The following is a 15,903-nucleotide window of genomic DNA, read 5'->3' as shown; positions in this document are numbered from 1 at the left end:
ATGGCCCTGTCACTGGCTCTGGCCATACCGGTGCCGGTCAGCGCGCAGGTGAGTACACCGTTCGCCGCGCCGATCAAGCAAGGCTATTGGTGGTACGCGCCGCAGCCAAAGGCCACCAAACCGGAGCAGCCCGATCCCGATGCGCTGGTGAGGCCTGTGATCCCGCCGATGGCTGAACTTGCGGGCTGGACGCCGCCCAAAATTCGCAAGCTGATCGAGCAGCAGCGCGACTATGCGGCCACCGTCCTCACCGTCGATGCGGTGGCGGACTTCTGGCGGTTGCAGGATTTTGCCCGAAGGAAAGCGCGCGCCTTTGCCGGGGTCACCCAGATCGCGATGCTGCAGCACCCCGAACTCAATTCCAAATCCGCCAATCCGATGGTCGGCGACGCGCGCGCGGAGCTTACCGCCTACAAGGACCAGGTTCGCCGCTCCTATCTGCGCGCCCATGCCCAGGAATTCGCGCTGGTGATGTTTTCGCGTTCGACCTGCGGCTATTGCCGGGTGCAGTGGCCGATCGTGCAGCGTTTCCAGGACGAGATGGGCTGGCAGGTGACGCTGATGGACATCGACCGGCGCCCGGAGCTGGGACAACGCTTCGGGGTCGAAGTCACGCCGACCACCATGCTCATCCGACGGGGTAGTCAGCAGCGCATGGTGATCGCCGCCGGCGTCGAGACCTACCCCAATCTCGCCCAGATGGCCTATCAGGCGGTGCGGCTGCTCTCCGGCGATATCCGTCCCGAGCAGTTCATGACCGGGGCGGGCGAAGAAGACGGGTTCTTCGATGCGCTCGCCAATGGCCCGGTCTCGGCCAGCGATCCGCGCGCGCAGGCACGTGAAATGCTGGGCGGCGATCTCGTCGATCTACCCGCAGGGCCGAAATGATGCGCCGGTCGGACTATCTCGCACTTGTCGCACTGGCTTGCGCCGTTGCTGGTCCCACGGACTCGGCTCTGGCGCGACCGGTAACCCGAGAAGAGGCGATGCGGGCCGCTATTCATCCGGTTGCGAGCGTTGCCGATATGAACGCCTGGCTGGCGCGCGTGCCGGTGACCCGCGACTTTCCGCCCGATTTTGCCGCCGCCCTGCGCGGTCAGGCCCCTGCCTTCCTCATCGAGATCAGCACGGCGCCGGGATGCGTCCCTTGCGCGGATATGTGGAACAAGCTCGGCGCACTGAGTCGCCAATATGGCTGGAAGGTGCGAACCATCGGCAGCGAGGAGGCGATGATCCGCTCGGGTCGGCTCGCCCTGCCATGGGTCGGGCATCCAGTCGCCTGGGTTCGACCGGTGGGCGATCCGAACCGAATTATACCGATCGCGATCGGTACCGATCATGCGCCCAACCTCGCGCGCAATGCCTATTTGGCAAGCAAAATGCTGACCGGCGTGCGCGCGGCCGTTGGCGTGCGCGCTCTGTCCAAATTTACCGGGATCGTCGGCATCGCGCCGCGTCCGGCAACTACCCCCCGAAGGAACTGATCATGGCGGGCCAGTTCCTCCCCCAACCCCAACACATGCAAGGAAGCCCGCCATGGCCAAGTCAGCCACACGCCTGAGCATCTCCGCCCTCGCCCTTCTCGCTGCCTGCGGGACGACCGTTCCAGCCCATGCGCAGAGCTGGGCGGAGAGCTGGTTCGACAATGTCACCTACACCTCGCCCGGCAGCTTCGAGGATCAGACCCGCGGCTATGTGACAGCCGGCGGCATGTCGGGCCGGGTCGATGTCCATAACGATTACCTCATGTCGCTCAGTCTCCCCAAGGTGAAGGCGGGCTGCGGCGGCATCGACATGTTCCTGGGCGGAATGTCGTTCCTCGACCCCGACTATCTCGTCCAGAAACTCGAAAGCATCCTCCAGGCCGCGCCCGCCGTCGCCTTCCAGTATCTCCTCGAAACCCTCGACGAGAAGATGGGCAACATCATCTCGAAGATGGAAGCCGCCACCAATTTCCTGAATTCGATCCAGGTCAATGACTGCCGCCTCGCCAACCGCATGGTCCAGATCGCCAAGGGCGATGACAACATGTCGGGCATCATCGAGGAGATGACCGGCTACAAGTCGGTCAAGGAAGGTTTCGCCAAGAGCTACCAGCAATCCCGCGAGAAGATCCAGGCCAACCAGAACAACCCGACCGAGGATCTGAAGGACGCGCTGGCCAATTGTCCGGCGGAAGTCACCGACATCTTCCGCACCGGCTCGCTGCTCGCCCATGCCGCGACCCGCGTCGGCGCGGGTGACTGGGCGAGCGTCATGCGAGCCCGGGTCGGCGACGTCTACATGCGCTGGGACGCGACCGACAAGGTGCCGCTCTTCTCGGCGATCCCCGCCTGCCCGCGCCAGGATACCGAAAGCCCGGACGATTTCCTGACCGGCAAGGTCCAGCGCCGCGCGCTCAATATCCCGGCAACCGGCGCCGACTGTTCGACCGACACTGGCAAGGGCGCGCTCGAACTGGCACGTATCCGCATGCAGGCGATCACGACCAAGATCCGCACCCGCACGGCGCTGTCCACCGACGAGCGCCAGTTCGTCGCCAACGTCCGCACACTACCCGTTTACCGGATGCTCGAATGGGGCGTGCGTCAGGGCGTGCCCGATTCGGTCATCGCCGATACCGACGAACTGGTCGCACTGACACTAGCCTACCAGATGCTTAACGACCTGACGCGCTCGATCGACTTTGCCATCGGCAATGCCGAGCGCGGCGCGAGCGCGGCGGGGGCAGCGGATGCGGCCAACACCAATGTCTGCCAGACCCGCATCCTGACCAAGGGCATCGAGCAGCTGCGAGAGCTGCGCGAGGAGGTGCTCCGCCAGCGCGCGCAGATGCGCCAAAGCTACATGGCGGCCCTCAATGCCGCCAATCTCTCGGCCAACTATGCCGGGCTCATCCGCCAGCGCGACCGCGACGCGCGCGATGCCAGCGGCACCGCTGCCGCCCCCAACCGCTGACATCGCCGAACTCGGGAAATCATACCATGCGTCTCGCACTTCGCGCCTTCGCCGCCCTGTTGTTCGGCCTCGCCGCCTCGCCGGCGCTGGCGGTCGATACCAGCTTCTATACCTATGACGGTTTCGCCGAGACGGTCGATGCCTTTCGCCTCGTCTCGATGATCTTCGCCGATCCGCGCTACGAGACGCTGGTGATGATCATCGCGGTGGTCGGCATTGCGCTCGGCTCGGTGATCGCCAGCGTGCGCGGACAGGGCATGGGGCTGGTCGCGTTCGGTTTGCAGATCCTGGTCGGCGTTGGCCTGTTCGTCGGGCTTGTCGCCACGACCGGAACGGTCCACGTCTATGACCGCGTACGTAACGCCTATCAGCCGGTCGGTGACGTGCCGAACCTGCTGGTGCTTGTCGCCGGCATCACGAACTTGATGGAACGCTCGCTCGCCGAAGTCATCGACGACAACACGCTCGATCCCAATGCCAAGCTGGAATTTGGCGCAGGCGGCCACAGCTTCGATCTGTTCCTCAATGCTGTCTCTCCGCGCGGACCAATGACCGACAGCTTCCTCGACACCACGATCAAGGACTATGTCCGGCAATGCTATCCGGTCGCGCGCGTATCGCCTGCTTACGGCGTCGATGACGACCAGCTGTTCCGCACCGCGACCGACCTGCCCGCGTCATTCGCCGCGATGGCGGGCCCCGCGACCTTCAGTACCGTCTATACCGCCGCCGACAAAGGCGGCACGACGGTGAGCTGCACCGAGGCCTGGGATCACATCCAGTCACGGCTCTCCGATCCTACACTGTTCGACGCTTACGCGACCCAGGTCTGCCAGCGCACCGGCTACGATGTCGCCAACGCGTCCCAGCTCGCGCGCTGCCGATCGCGGCTTGGCGACATGGGGCAGATGATGATGGGAACGCCATTGTCGCTGCAGGCGTTCATGACCGATATTTTGCTCGGCAATACGGTGGGCGACGTCCTGTTCGAGGACAGCCCCGCCACGGCTGCGCGGGTCATGGCCAACCGCGCCATCGTCTCGAACGGGCTTGCGACCATGTCGGTCGCCAATGAATGGATGCCGACAATCCGTGCGACCGTGTTCGGTATCATGCTGTTCATGATACCGATCGCGCTGCTGTTCATTCTCACCCCGATCAATCTGCGCGTAGCCAGTTTTGCGCTCGGCCTCTTCGTCTTCGTGGCGATGTGGGGCGTGATCGATGCGGGCATCTATCAGCTGACATTGGGCCGCGCGATGGAAGTCCTTGCTGAGATGCGCTCGAACGCGGTTGCCGCCAATGCCTGGATGCTCGCACCTTCCTCGGCGATGAAGGCGCTCGCCATTTTCGGCAGCTTCCGCACGGCGGCGGCCGGCCTTGCCGGCGCATTCGTCTTCACCGTGTTCCGCTTCTCGGGCAATGTGTTCTCGAGCTTCACCGGCGGCGCGCTGCAGGCGCAAGGTCTGGGTAGCGCCGCCGCCGCGCCGCTCACCACACGCGAAGGCTATGCCTCGGCGCTCGAAACCCAGGCTTCGGCTGCGGGCACAATGGCACGGCGGGGCGCGACCTCGAACTTCGGAGATTTTGGCGAGAGGTCATCATTCGGCGCCAATCGCACCTTTGGTGGGGCATCGGGTGTTCTGGGCGAGCATGGCGGCGGGGTGCCCGGCACCCCCGCCTTCGGCATGGGCGGCCTCGATGCGCAACGCGAACTCGGCGGACTGTCCCCTGCCCTCACAGGCCGCAATCTCAATGATCCTGCGACGGCAAGGGCGGTGCGGGCTAATGCGACGACTTCGGCGATCCATAATTTTGCCGAGAAGGATGCACTGCGCAGCCTTGGCACCAGCTATTTTGGCGGAGGCCAAGCTGGAGAGAAGGCCTTCGCATCGTTTGCGCAGAACATGGTGCAGTGGAAGGCGTTCGGGGATGAGCGCGCATACTCGATGATGCTCCAGGGCGCGGCACGACATTTTGAGCGGAGTGGTTATTCTCCCAAGGATGCCGAGCTGAAAGCTTCGGGCGTAATCGGCGAAGCGGGCGCCGACCCGACGTTCGCCAAGCTCATCGCCAACAGCTACGATCAGGAGGCAATGCTGCGCAATGATCTGACCGGCGCGCAGGTTCAGGTCGGCGCGATGGAGGGTCGCCGCGAATATTCGGGCGACCGTGTTGCCGAGACCGAACGCCGCAATGTCGCGACCGAGCAGGCCTGGCGCACCGGCAGCAATCAGGGGCAGCGCAACGCGGCCGGAATGCTTGGGCTATCACTCGACGAAACCAGTCGCCGGGTCTCCTTCATCAACGCACTGTCGGGTGAGGCGCGATCTTCCGCCATCAGCCAGCTCTCCCGTGCAACCGGCCGTAATGAGGCACAGGTCATGCACGCCCTCGAAACCTACAACGCGGCAACCCAGCTCGGCACCGCCGATGGCGCAACCGCCGAAGCCGGGCGCGAAGGCACCAGTGTCTATGGACGGACGCGCGAGGCTGCAGGCTATGACTTCGCCGAACGCTCGGGCAAGCTCGATGCCCAGCGCGAAGTGGGCACGAGCGGCACGCGCAGTGCAGCCCGCATCGGCGAGCAACGCCGCCAGAGTGAGAACTTCGGTTTTGCCGAGGGTGCAGCCGCGGCTGGGGTCTCGACCCGCGAGGCCGCGCGGCTCGACAGCTTCATCCAGGCGCTCAGCCGCACCACCGGCAACCAGGTCGATATGGCCGAGGGCGGTGCCGGCGGGATCGCCGACCGCGCCCGCAATGAGCGCCTGACGCGGATCGTCGAGAATGAACGCCTGACGCGCATGCAAAAGCTGCTCGGCGACCATGGCATCAATCTCAGCAAGCGTCAGATTGCGATGGACCAGAACGGCGACTTTAACCTCAACCTTACCCCCGAAACCGCCGCGCAGATGTGGCGTGGGGGCCTCATCAACGAAAGCCAGCTCGGCGCTGTCGCCAATGGCGGCTCTGCGCGGCTAAGCTTCGCACACAATGATATGCTGGTATCGAGCAGCACCAGTTCGCAGCGTTCTGCGCGAAACGATACCAGTACGCGGTTCGAGGCTGGTAAACAGGCTGGGCCTGACACGGTCGAGCACTTCCTGGGCGGCGGCGCGGAAGGTCAGGCCGCCATGGCCAACTGGCTCCAGGGTGGGTTCGAGATGGATCGGCAGGGCCAATGGCGGCTCAAGCCACAGGTGGCCGACACGCTGCAACGCGATGTCCAGGCGATAATGGCGCAGACCGGATGGACGCGGAATATCGAAAGATCGGCCCAGGATCAAACGTCGATGGGAACTGATGTAGGTCTTTCGGTATCCGCATCCGCCAGTCGCACCGGTTCCGCCAAGACCGGAAACGATAGCCACAAGCCTTCAGGTAGCTCTGTTGCTGGTGGCGCTTCCGGAAACCTCGGCTTCCAGAGCACAGACCGTGGGATCACCACGGAATCTGCCAGTGCCAGCGTTGATATCGTGAACTATGACGTGCGTGGGGCTATTGCTGCAGCCGAGCGCGCGGCCGCTCGGTCGGACACTCCGGCGAGCGCCTTTTCGCAAGAGCTGAGCAAGCAGGTGCTTGGTCCGAATGGACTGCGCAACCGCTACCTCGAGCAGGCAGATTCGGGCCGCGGGACCGCCGACGTCACTGGGCCACTCACCTCGATCGAACAGTCGTCCGTCCTGCGGAGCGGGACTTTTTCAACCGACCTCGAACATGGCCCTCAGGATGGTGATCCGAGCTTCAAGGAACGCCGCGACAAGTGATCGCCGTTAGCGGTGCCGATGAAAATGCTGCCAATGCAAGCCTGAACGGGGATCGAGCGGATCGGAGGCAGGATCGCGCATGCCGCCTACCGAGCGCTTCGGAAACATTTGCTCGTGCGTCGGCTCGACGAACTCCCAGTCGCTCCACTCGAACCATGCGCGCGCAAAGCCGAGGCCGAGCACCATCAATGCCAGCGGCGGAAAGAATGCGACGTTGAGGAAACCAGCCAAGGCACTGGTGTAGAATTCTGCGAGCACCGGAATTTTGAGCGATGCCGCCATGCCCATCCAGTAGACCGGGATCGCGATCCACCAGAGCTTCGCGAACATCGGGCGCCACAACCAATCGGATGCGCGCGGACGTTCATTCGCATGCGCAGCCGCTTCAGACATGGCATCTACTGGGTCGACTGTGGGTTCCACGATCAGCTCCTTTCCGATCGCGAAAGTAGCATATCCAAGGGGCCCGGGGAATCGGCGATTCGACATTTGGGCTGGGATTTGATGGTCCATGTCCAACCTCCATCTGTTTTCATCTCATCGCCTTTGATCCCCTGCCCTCCTTCTCCATTAGTGCGGGAAGTCGGACACTGACCTCCCCCACAGCGTCCAACGCATGGTCTCTATTTCGCTGCTTTCGTGATCTTCGTCACCGTCCCGGCCTTGCCGTCCCAGTCGATCTCGAACGCGACCTTGTCGCCAACGTTGATTCCCGTGAGCAGGTCCGGCTTGATGGCGAAACCCATCTTCATGGCGGGCCATTGAAGCTCGGCGATTGCACCGTGATCGAGCGTCACCACGCCCTTGGCCGCATCGATCTGGGTCACAGTCCCGACACCCCTGCCGTGCTTCATTTCCGTCGCCATCGGCATCTCGGACATGCTGCCAGTATTGGTGGCAACAATCTCAGCGGGTTTCGGTGCTTCGGCTTCCTTCTTGCAGGCGGCGAGCGAGGCCACCAGCACGAGGCTGGACACGATAATCAGGGATTTCTTCACTTCACTTCTCCTTCGGGTTGAACTTGGCGTTGGGATTTGCGGCGCATCAGCAGATAGGCGGCGGGAATGATTAGCATCGACAAGAGCGGTGCGGTGAGCATTCCGCCGACCATCGGCGCGGCAATCCGGCTCATGACTTCCGACCCGGTGCCGCCACCCACCAGGACCGGGAACAGGCCAGCGAGAATCACCGCGACGGTCATCGCCTTGGGCCGCACGCGCAGTAGCGCGCCCTCGCGCACAGCGGCGGCAACATCGCAATCCTCCCGTGCTTCCAGAGCCTGCTTCAGATAGATCAGCATCACCACGCCGAACTCGGCAGCGACGCCGGCAAGCGCGATGAACCCAACCGCACTCGCCACCGACTGATTGTAGCCGAGCAAGTAGAGCAGCCACAGTCCGCCGGTCAGCGCGAAAGGCAAGGTGCCCATGATCAACAGCGCTTCGTCCCAGCGGCGGAAGGTCAAGTACAGCAGTACGAAGATGATCGCGAGCGTCACCGGGATAACGAGCTTCATCCGCTCCTTGGCGCGGACGAAAAACTCGTACTGACCGGTGTACGAAACGCTGACGCCCGGCGGGAGTTTGACATCGCGCACGATAGCCTGCTGGATGTCGCTGACCAGCGTCTGCATATCGCGGTCGCGCCCATCGACATAGATCCAGGTGACCGGTCTGCCGTTTTCGCTTCGCAGCATCGGCGGACCGTCGCTTACCCGGATCGAGGCTACGGTTCCGAGCGTGATCTGCTGACCCGCGGGCGTTAGCACCGGCAGCGCTGCAAGTTTGTCCGGGCTATCGCGGATTTCGCGGGGGTAACGGACTTGGATCGGGTAGCGCGCTAGGCCTTCGACGGTCTGGCCGATGCTCTCGCCGCCGATCGCGCCCGAGACCACCGCTTGGACGTCCGCTACATTGAGGCCGTAGCGGCCTGCCGTGGCGCGGTTGACATCGACATCGATGTAACGTCCGCCAGTCAACCGCTCGGCCAGCGCCGAGGCAACACCGGGCACAGCTTTCACCACCTGCTCGATCTGCTTTGCGGTGCGGTCGATCTCAGAGAGGTTGGAGCCGGCTACCTTGATACCGACCGGGCTCTTGATGCCGGTTGCGAGCATGTCGATACGGTTGCGGATCGGCGGGATCCAGAAATTGGCGAGGCCGGGCACCTTGACCCGCGCGTCCAGCTCATCGACCAGCTTTTCGGGCGTCATGCCGGGGCGCCACTGTTCGCGGGGTTTGAACCGGATCGTCGTCTCGAACATCTCGAGCGGCGCCGGATCGGTCGCGCTATCGGCGCGGCCGGCCTTGCCGAATACACTTTCGACCTCGGGCACGGTCTTGATCATTCGGTCGGTCTGCTGGAGCAGCCGGCCGGCTTCCGCCGGCGAAAGGCCTGGCAGCGCCGAGGGCATGTAGAGCAGGTCGCCCTCGTTCATCTGTGGCAGGAACTCGCCACCGATCCTGGTCATCGGCCAAAGAGTGGTGGCGAAGATCAGCACGGCGATCAGCAGTGTCTGCTTCGGGCGCTTCAGCACCCAGTCGATCGCCGGACGATAGATACGCGCCAACCAGCGGTTGATCGGATTCGCTTCCTCGCTCGGGATGCGTCCCCGGATCAACAGCCCCATCAGCACTGGAATCAGCGTGATCGAGAGGAATGCTGCCGCGGCCATCGCATAAGTCTTGGTGAAGGCGAGGGGCGCGAATAGGCGACCTTCCTGCCCCTGCAGCGTGAAGATTGGCAGGAACGAGAAGGTGATGATCAGCAGACTGAGGAATAGCGCCGGGCCGACTTCCTCGGCGGCGAGGGTGACGATCAACCAGCGCGTCGACTTGTCCGGCTCGCTGGCGGGGTTGGCCTGATGCCAGCGTTCGAGATGCTTGTGGGCATTCTCGATCATCACAACCGCCGCATCGACCATCGCGCCGATGGCAATGGCGATGCCACCCAATGACAGGATGTTCGCGTTGAGCCCCTGCAGGCGCATGACAATGAAGGCGATCAAAATTCCCAGCGGCAGTGTCAGGATCGCCACCAACGCCGAGCGCGCGTGCCATAGGAACAGCGCGCAGACCAGGGCAACGATGATGAATTCCTCGAACAGCTTGCCGGTGAGGTTCTCGATCGCGCGGTCGATCAGGCCAGAGCGGTCATAGGTGGTGACGATCTCGACACCCGGTGGCAGGCTCTTCTTGAGTTCCTCGAGCTTAGCTCTGACGCCGTCGATCACCGCCCGCGCGTTCTGACCCTGACGCATGACGATGACGCCGCCCGCGACTTCGCCCTCGCCATTGAGTTCGGCGATGCCGCGGCGCATCTCCGGGCCGACCTGCACCGTCGCGACGTCGCCCAGCGTCACGGGAATGCCGCCCGCCGCGGTACGCAGCGGCACGGCGCGGAAGTCGTCGAGGGTCTTGAGATAGCCGTTGGCGCGCACAGTATAATCGGCGCCGGCCATCTCGACGCTCGCACCACCGACCTCCTGATTGGCGCGCTTCAGGGCTTCGCCGACTTCACTGGCAGTGACGCCATAGGCCGCGAGCTTCTGCGGATCGACGACCACCTGATACTGCTTGACCATGCCGCCGATGCTGGCGACCTCGGCGACACCTGGAACGGTCTTGAGCTCGAAGCGCAGGAACCAGTCCTGGATCGAGCGCAATTGGGCGAGATCGTGCCCTCCCGTTTTGTCCACCAGCGCATATTCGTAGATCCAGCCAACGCCAGTTGCATCGGGGCCGAGCGATGCCTTGGCTCCTTCGGGCAAACGGCTCTGTACCTGGCTGAGGTATTCGAGCACCCGGCTGCGCGCCCAGTAGAGATCGGTGCCGTCGTCGAACAGGACATAGACGAAGCTGTCGCCGGCGAAAGAATAGCCGCGCACCACCCGCGCGCCCGGCACCGAGAGCATGGTCGAGGTGATCGGATAGGTGACCTGGTTCTCGACGATCTGCGGCGCCTGTCCCGGCCAGGTCGTGCGGATGATGACCTGAACGTCCGAGAGATCGGGCAGCGCATCGACCGGCGTAGTGCGCACCGCCGCCACACCGATCGCGGTGAGCACCAGCGCGGCGGCGAGGACGAGATTGCGCCCCCTGACCGAAGCGCGGATGATCGCGGCGATCACTTACCGCCTCCGATTGGGCGAGCGGTCATTCCGGTGAGGCTAGCTTCGGAATCGAGCAGAAACTGGCCCGACGCCACGATCTTCTCGCCCGCGGCCAGCCCGTCGAGAATTTCGGTCCTGCCGCCACCCTCGCGGCCAGTGCGGATCTCGGCCGGGCGGTAGCGGCCTCCTTCAAGCGCGAGCATGACGAGGGTTCGCGCACCGGTGCGGATCACCGCTTCGCTCGGCACCAGCAGCGCCTGCTTTTGATCGCCGCCCAGTGCGACGCTGGCGAACATACCGGGCCTGAGGCGTCCGCCACGATTGGTAAGTTCAATCCGCACGGTCAGCGTGCGGCTTTCCGCCCGTGTCGTTGGCAGGATCGCAATAACTCTGCCCGTGAAAGGCTCGCCAGGAAAGGCCGCTAGCGTCGCATTGGTGCTCTGCCCGATGCGAACGGTACCAGCCTGCGCCTCGGGCACGGCGGCGTTGAGCCAGACCGTACCGATACCCGTCACCTGCGCAAGCGTCTGGCCCTGCGCCAGTGTTACGCCCGCGCGGGCGTCGAGCGTCTGGATCGCGCCTGCGATCGGTGAGGTGATCGTCACCGCGCCGTTGGTCCGGCCCGTCCGTTCGACCTCAGCGATCAGCCTTTCCGACATACCCATTAGCCGCAACCGCTGACGCGCCGCTGCTGTCAGTTCGGGCTTGCCGAGCCGTCTGACCGCGAGGAATTCACCTTGCGCGCCGCCCCATTCGGGCAGTTGCACGTCGGCAATCGGCGCGCCTGCGCCGATCACATCGCCCGGCGCGCGATCATAGACACGTGTTACGAACCCTCCCGAGCGCGCCTGAACGATTGCCACGTTGCGCTGGTTGAAGTCGATCGTGCCGGTGACAGCGAGCGAGGAAGGCAAGCTTCCCATCTCCGCTGCGGCGATGCGCAGCCCCAGATTCTGCCGCGCGGCGGGATCGATGCTGACCCCCGGCACAGCGTTCGCGGCAGGCGCTCCATCGGCATATTTGGGGATGGTCTTCATTCCCATCGACGAAAGCGAATTGGGATTGTCGTAACGCTCCTGCGGCACCATCGGGTCGTACCAGTAAAGGACCCTGCGCTCTGCTTGAGCCGATCCGGCTTCGTCGGCAGGTCCACCACGCTGGCCGAGCCAATAGCCGCTGCCACCTGCAACCAATGCGACAGCCAATACTCCGGCGCCCCAGCGCGCCGCGTTCTTCGCGTCCATGCTCATGGCCGCATCTCCCCGTAAGTAAAATTGATCCGAATCGCGTCGCGCATGACATCCGACTCGCGCGCCAGCGCATCGACCTCGGCTTCGGCGAGCGCGAGCGTCGAGAGCAGCGCGCTACCGAGGTCGAGCTTGCCGGCAGCATAGCTCGCCATGTCCAGCTCGGCTCGGCGCTTGGCGAGCGGCACCAGCGTATTGCGTGCGTTCATAAGCCGCTGATGATGCATGTCATGGTCGGCAAGATCGCCATCGAGCGCGGCCGAGAGTTCGCGTTCCCCGGCGGTGCGCATCAGCCGCGCCCGTTCAGCTTCGCTCGCTCGCGCGGCGATTTTCGGATCCTGGCGGCGTTTGGCAAAGAGCGGCAGATCGATGCTGACACCGACCGACACCAGATCGCCAAACGCGGGGTCCCGGCGACCATAGGACGTGCTGACCCGCCAGTCGGGATGCTTGTCGGCGCGTGCAAGTTCGGTGTCCGCCTCAGCCGCCTTCGTCTCGGCATCGAGGGCCTGCAAACGCGGCAGCGATGCCAGCCCCGCCGCCAGCCCGGCACGATCCACTTCAAGCACGGGCGGATCGCCCAAGGCGTCGGCTTGGAGATCCCCGGTAAAACGCGCCAGTCTTGCCTGCGCCTTCGTGACTTCGGCGGAAAGTTCGCTGCGACGATCGCCCACTGCCGCGCGCAGCTGATCGGGTTCGAGCGCAGCACTGGGCCGCGCCGAGCCCGACGCCAGCCTCGCGGAAACCGTTTCCTGCAGGTCGCCAAGGCTTGCGTCGAGTAGCTGTAACTGTGCGAGCCGGCGTCTGGCATAGAAGAGATCGACCCAAGCGAGCGCGGTCTCGAGACGGACATTCTGTGTCTCGACCGCAACCCCTGCCTCGGCAATGCCGATCTCCGCCTGCGCGCGGGACCGCTGGGCGCGGCGCTTGGCAGGATTGGGAAACTGCTGGCTGAGACCGACGGTCGTCATGGTGAAATCGTCGCGGTTGAAGCTCCCGGCGTTGGGGCCGGAAACCGGAAATCCCTGAACACCGAGATCAAGCGTGGGATCGGGCAGGCGGCCGGCGGCAATCGCGGCCGAACGCGTGGCCTCGACCCCGGTCGCGCTTGCTTGCAGCGACGGTGCCTCGCGGGCGGCTCGCTGGAGCGCGACATCGAAGGTCAGCGGTTCGGCCAACGCAGCGCCCGGGATCACCGCGAGAAGCGGCGCCAGAACAATTATTCGCATGGGGATCTCCTGATCGGCAGAGCCAAGACCGATGCGCGAGGAAGCCCGGACAAACGGGGCGCCGGCGAAGAGGGGCAAACTCCGCCGGCGCCACGCGCCTGGCTCGCTTCTGTTTATCGGTATCGGCCAGGCAATCGCCTTAGCCGGCCGATGGCTTTGCGGTCTTGCCGCGCATGTCCATCATGCAGCCGGCAGCATCCGCCTTCATCATGGCGCAATCGCAATTGGCCATGCTCGTCTCTCTGTCCTTGACCCAGACGCGGATGCGCGAGGGCCCAGTCGACTTCGGTCCGAACGAAGGCTGGGACTTCCATTCCCAATGGCCGCCCGCGTTATCATGGGCGGAGGCAACGGATGCGGTAGCGAGGGCTGCCGCAAATGCGGCGAGCGCGATAATCGTCTTCATGTGAAATTCCTTGGTTGAACTGGTGTGGAGGCACGCTGCGAACACGAAGGTTCGCGGGCGCGCCGCTAGAGTTCAGCCAAGGCGTGCGGGTGGCTCGGGTTCCGGGCCGACATTGCGGCCGATCAGAGGCGCTGCAAGGGTGAGTCGCGGGATCTCGGCACGGTATTCCCGTGCAGCATCGGATGCGATGGGCGGTAAAAGCGCGAGTGGAACCGCGCAGCCCATCTTGGCGATACAGTCGGGCGTCATGCCCTCGCAAGGCTTTCCGGACTGCGGTTTCTGTTTCGCGAGACCCATCATTTCCGCGCATTCCGGGCTCATCTGCGCGGCAGCAACCAATTGCACAGCCCCATCGACTGGCATGACGTGCGCAAACGCTACTTCCTGTCCCAAGAGGCCAAGCAGTGCACCCAGAAGCATCAACAGGGAAAAGCGACGTTTCACAATATTTCTTTCGGCTTGTGCCTGGCCCTTGTCAATTCCCGCGCGGGACGTTGCCGCGTTTCGGCAAGGCCCGCAAGGATCGGGCAATCCGGCCTTGAATCCCCGTTACACCCTTCGGCCAGTTCCAGCAGTGTGAGCCGCATCGCTTCTAGCGCCTCCGCCTTGCGCGCGAGATCCTCGGCGTGCCCGAGCGCGATCGCCTTGACTTCGCCGCTAGCTCTTTCGCGGTCATCCCACAGGCCTAGTAGCGCTGCTATTTCATTTACCGAAAATCCGAGATCGCGGGCATTGGCAATAAAGCGCAGGCGCTCGACCGAACGCGGGGAATAATCCCGATAGCCGTTGTCGCGCCGGTTTGGCGGCGGCATCAGGCCAATAGCCTCGTAGTGGCGGATCATCCGCTGCGACACGCCCGTCACTTTCGAGAGCTGCCCGCTGTTCATGGACGTTGCTCGCCGGGGGGTGCGTGATGGCCATGATGATGCCCGCCATGGAAGAAGTGCAGCAACGGACAGGCGAACAGGAAAGCGTAGGGGAGCAGGCCGAACAGGTGTTGCCTGTGTTCCGGGTAGAACAGATAGGCTGCGATGAGAGCGGCCGAGACTGCCGCCAGTAACCAGGCCCGCTTGTTGGTCAGATTCACAGCTCGATCCTCCTCAGGCGCAGGGCATTGCCGATTACGCTGACCGAGGACAGCGCCATCGCCGCCGCCGCGAAAATGGGCGAAAGCATGAGCCCGAACAGAGGGTAGAGCGCACCCGCCGCGAGCGGGATGCCAGCGACATTATAGGCAAAGGCGAAAAACAAGTTCTGCCGGATGTTGGCCATGGTCGCGTGGCTCAGGTTGCGGGCGCGGGCGATACCGGTCAGATCGCCCTTGAGCAGCGTGACGCCCGCACTCTCGATCGCGACATCGGTGCCCGAACCCATGGCGATGCCGACATCGGCGGCGGCGAGCGCGGGGGCATCGTTCACGCCGTCGCCGGCCATGGCGACGATACGGCCCTGTTGCCTCAGGTGCTTGACGATCTCGCTCTTCTGGTCGGGCAGAACGTCGGCCTCGATGTCGGTAATGCCCAACCGCCGTGCGATAGCTTCCGCCGTGACGCGATTGTCGCCGGTCAGCATGATGACGTGGATGCCCGCTTCTCCAAGCGTCATGAGCGCGGCGGGCGTGGTCGCCTTCACCGGATCGGCGATGCCGATGGCGCCGGCCACCCTGCCATCGACACCGAGGAATATCGCGGTCGCGCCCTCTGCGCGCAGCCGATCCGCCCGCTCCGCCAATGCCGCGACCTCGATGCCCTGTTCGTCGAGGAAGCGGGCGTTGCCCGCGACAAGCCTGTGTCCGTCCACCAGCCCGGTGATCCCCTTGCCAACCGGCTGGTCGACTTCGCCGGGTTCGCTGATCGTGAGGCCCCTTGTCTCGGCAGCCTTGACCACAGCCACGGCTAGGGGGTGTTCGCTGCTGCGTTCAAGGCTGGCGGCGAGGCGCAGGACCTCGTTCACGTCGAACCCTTCGGCGGTCTCCACAGCTACCACGGCGGGTTTGCCTTCGGTGAGTGTCCCGGTCTTGTCGACGACGAGTGTGTCGACTTTTTCCATACGCTCCAGGCTTTCGGCGTTCTTGATGAGGATACCGGCTTGCGCGCCGCGCCCGACCCCGACCATGATCGACATTGGCGTGGCGAGGCCCAGCGCACAGGGGCAGGCGATGATCAGCACCGCGACCGCCGCGATC

The 15,903-nt window shown here is 64.2% G+C and carries 14 protein-coding genes; 4 read left to right on the top strand and 10 right to left on the bottom strand.

Annotated elements, in window-relative coordinates; all coding sequences use genetic code 11:
* From AX724_RS16255 to AX724_RS16240, 4 genes are read left to right on the top strand one after another with little or no spacing between them, the layout of a single operon-like run.
* A complete protein-coding gene (locus tag AX724_RS16255) occupies positions 1-888 on the top strand; it encodes a conjugal transfer protein TraF (RefSeq protein WP_066768233.1) in 888 nt (295 codons plus the stop codon).
* Positions 888-1,484, top strand: a complete 597-nt coding sequence (locus AX724_RS16250) for a hypothetical protein (protein ID WP_066768202.1) — start codon at positions 888-890, stop codon at positions 1,482-1,484. The genes AX724_RS16255 and AX724_RS16250 overlap by 1 nt, the downstream gene beginning before the upstream one ends.
* Positions 1,485-1,536: 52 nt before the next feature.
* Positions 1,537-2,958, top strand: a complete 1,422-nt coding sequence (locus AX724_RS16245) for a conjugal transfer protein TraH (protein WP_066768200.1) — start codon at positions 1,537-1,539, stop codon at positions 2,956-2,958.
* A gap of 26 nt (positions 2,959-2,984) precedes the next feature.
* Entirely contained in the window at positions 2,985-6,725 is a 3,741-nt protein-coding gene (locus AX724_RS16240; RefSeq protein WP_066768199.1) for a conjugal transfer protein TraG N-terminal domain-containing protein, read from the top strand.
* 6 nt (positions 6,726-6,731) lie between these two features.
* Here the strand turns inward: AX724_RS16240 and AX724_RS16235 are convergent, their stop codons facing one another.
* The 10 genes from AX724_RS16235 to AX724_RS16195 all read right to left on the bottom strand — a co-directional run.
* Positions 6,732-7,148: a hypothetical protein gene (locus AX724_RS16235; protein WP_156448116.1), complete on the bottom strand. Its 417-nt coding sequence runs from the start codon at positions 7,146-7,148 to the stop codon at positions 6,732-6,734.
* A gap of 200 nt (positions 7,149-7,348) precedes the next feature.
* Positions 7,349-7,723 carry a copper-binding protein gene (locus AX724_RS16230; RefSeq protein WP_066768196.1) on the bottom strand — a complete coding sequence of 125 codons (375 nt, stop codon included), beginning with the start codon at positions 7,721-7,723 and terminating at the stop codon, positions 7,349-7,351.
* The gene (locus AX724_RS16225; RefSeq protein ID WP_066768195.1) at positions 7,720-10,854 is read right to left on the bottom strand and encodes an efflux RND transporter permease subunit; all 3,135 of its coding nucleotides are present in this window, start codon (positions 10,852-10,854) and stop codon (positions 7,720-7,722) included. Before AX724_RS16225 ends, AX724_RS16230 begins: the two co-directional genes overlap by 4 nt.
* Positions 10,851-12,086 carry an efflux RND transporter periplasmic adaptor subunit gene (locus tag AX724_RS16220; protein ID WP_066768194.1) on the bottom strand — a complete coding sequence of 412 codons (1,236 nt, stop codon included), beginning with the start codon at positions 12,084-12,086 and terminating at the stop codon, positions 10,851-10,853. Before AX724_RS16220 ends, AX724_RS16225 begins: the two co-directional genes overlap by 4 nt.
* Positions 12,083-13,312, bottom strand: coding sequence for a TolC family protein (locus AX724_RS16215; protein WP_066768193.1), 1,230 nt, complete (start codon positions 13,310-13,312; stop codon positions 12,083-12,085). Before AX724_RS16215 ends, AX724_RS16220 begins: the two co-directional genes overlap by 4 nt.
* Before the next feature lie 139 nt (positions 13,313-13,451).
* Positions 13,452-13,718: a hypothetical protein gene (locus tag AX724_RS16210; RefSeq protein WP_066768191.1), complete on the bottom strand. Its 267-nt coding sequence runs from the start codon at positions 13,716-13,718 to the stop codon at positions 13,452-13,454.
* 72 nt (positions 13,719-13,790) lie between these two features.
* Positions 13,791-14,162: a hypothetical protein gene (locus tag AX724_RS16205; protein ID WP_231736718.1), complete on the bottom strand. Its 372-nt coding sequence runs from the start codon at positions 14,160-14,162 to the stop codon at positions 13,791-13,793.
* Complete coding sequence (cueR, locus tag AX724_RS16200) at positions 14,159-14,605, bottom strand: Cu(I)-responsive transcriptional regulator (protein WP_066768189.1); 447 nt, start codon at positions 14,603-14,605, stop codon at positions 14,159-14,161. The genes AX724_RS16205 and cueR overlap by 4 nt, the downstream gene beginning before the upstream one ends.
* Positions 14,602-14,805, bottom strand: a complete 204-nt coding sequence (locus tag AX724_RS22970; protein WP_197421607.1) for a DUF2933 domain-containing protein — start codon at positions 14,803-14,805, stop codon at positions 14,602-14,604. The genes cueR and AX724_RS22970 overlap by 4 nt, the downstream gene beginning before the upstream one ends.
* A partial coding sequence (locus tag AX724_RS16195) for a heavy metal translocating P-type ATPase (RefSeq protein WP_156448115.1) occupies positions 14,802-15,903 on the bottom strand: 1,102 nt, incomplete at its 5' end. The genes AX724_RS16195 and AX724_RS22970, both read right to left, overlap by 4 nt.

The sequence above is a fragment of the Sphingobium sp. CCH11-B1 genome, assembly GCF_001556865.1.
In the GTDB taxonomy this organism is placed as follows: domain Bacteria; phylum Pseudomonadota; class Alphaproteobacteria; order Sphingomonadales; family Sphingomonadaceae; genus Sphingobium.
The sequence above is the reverse complement of the archived record's forward strand: the minus strand, read 5'-3'. Positions and strand labels throughout refer to the sequence as shown.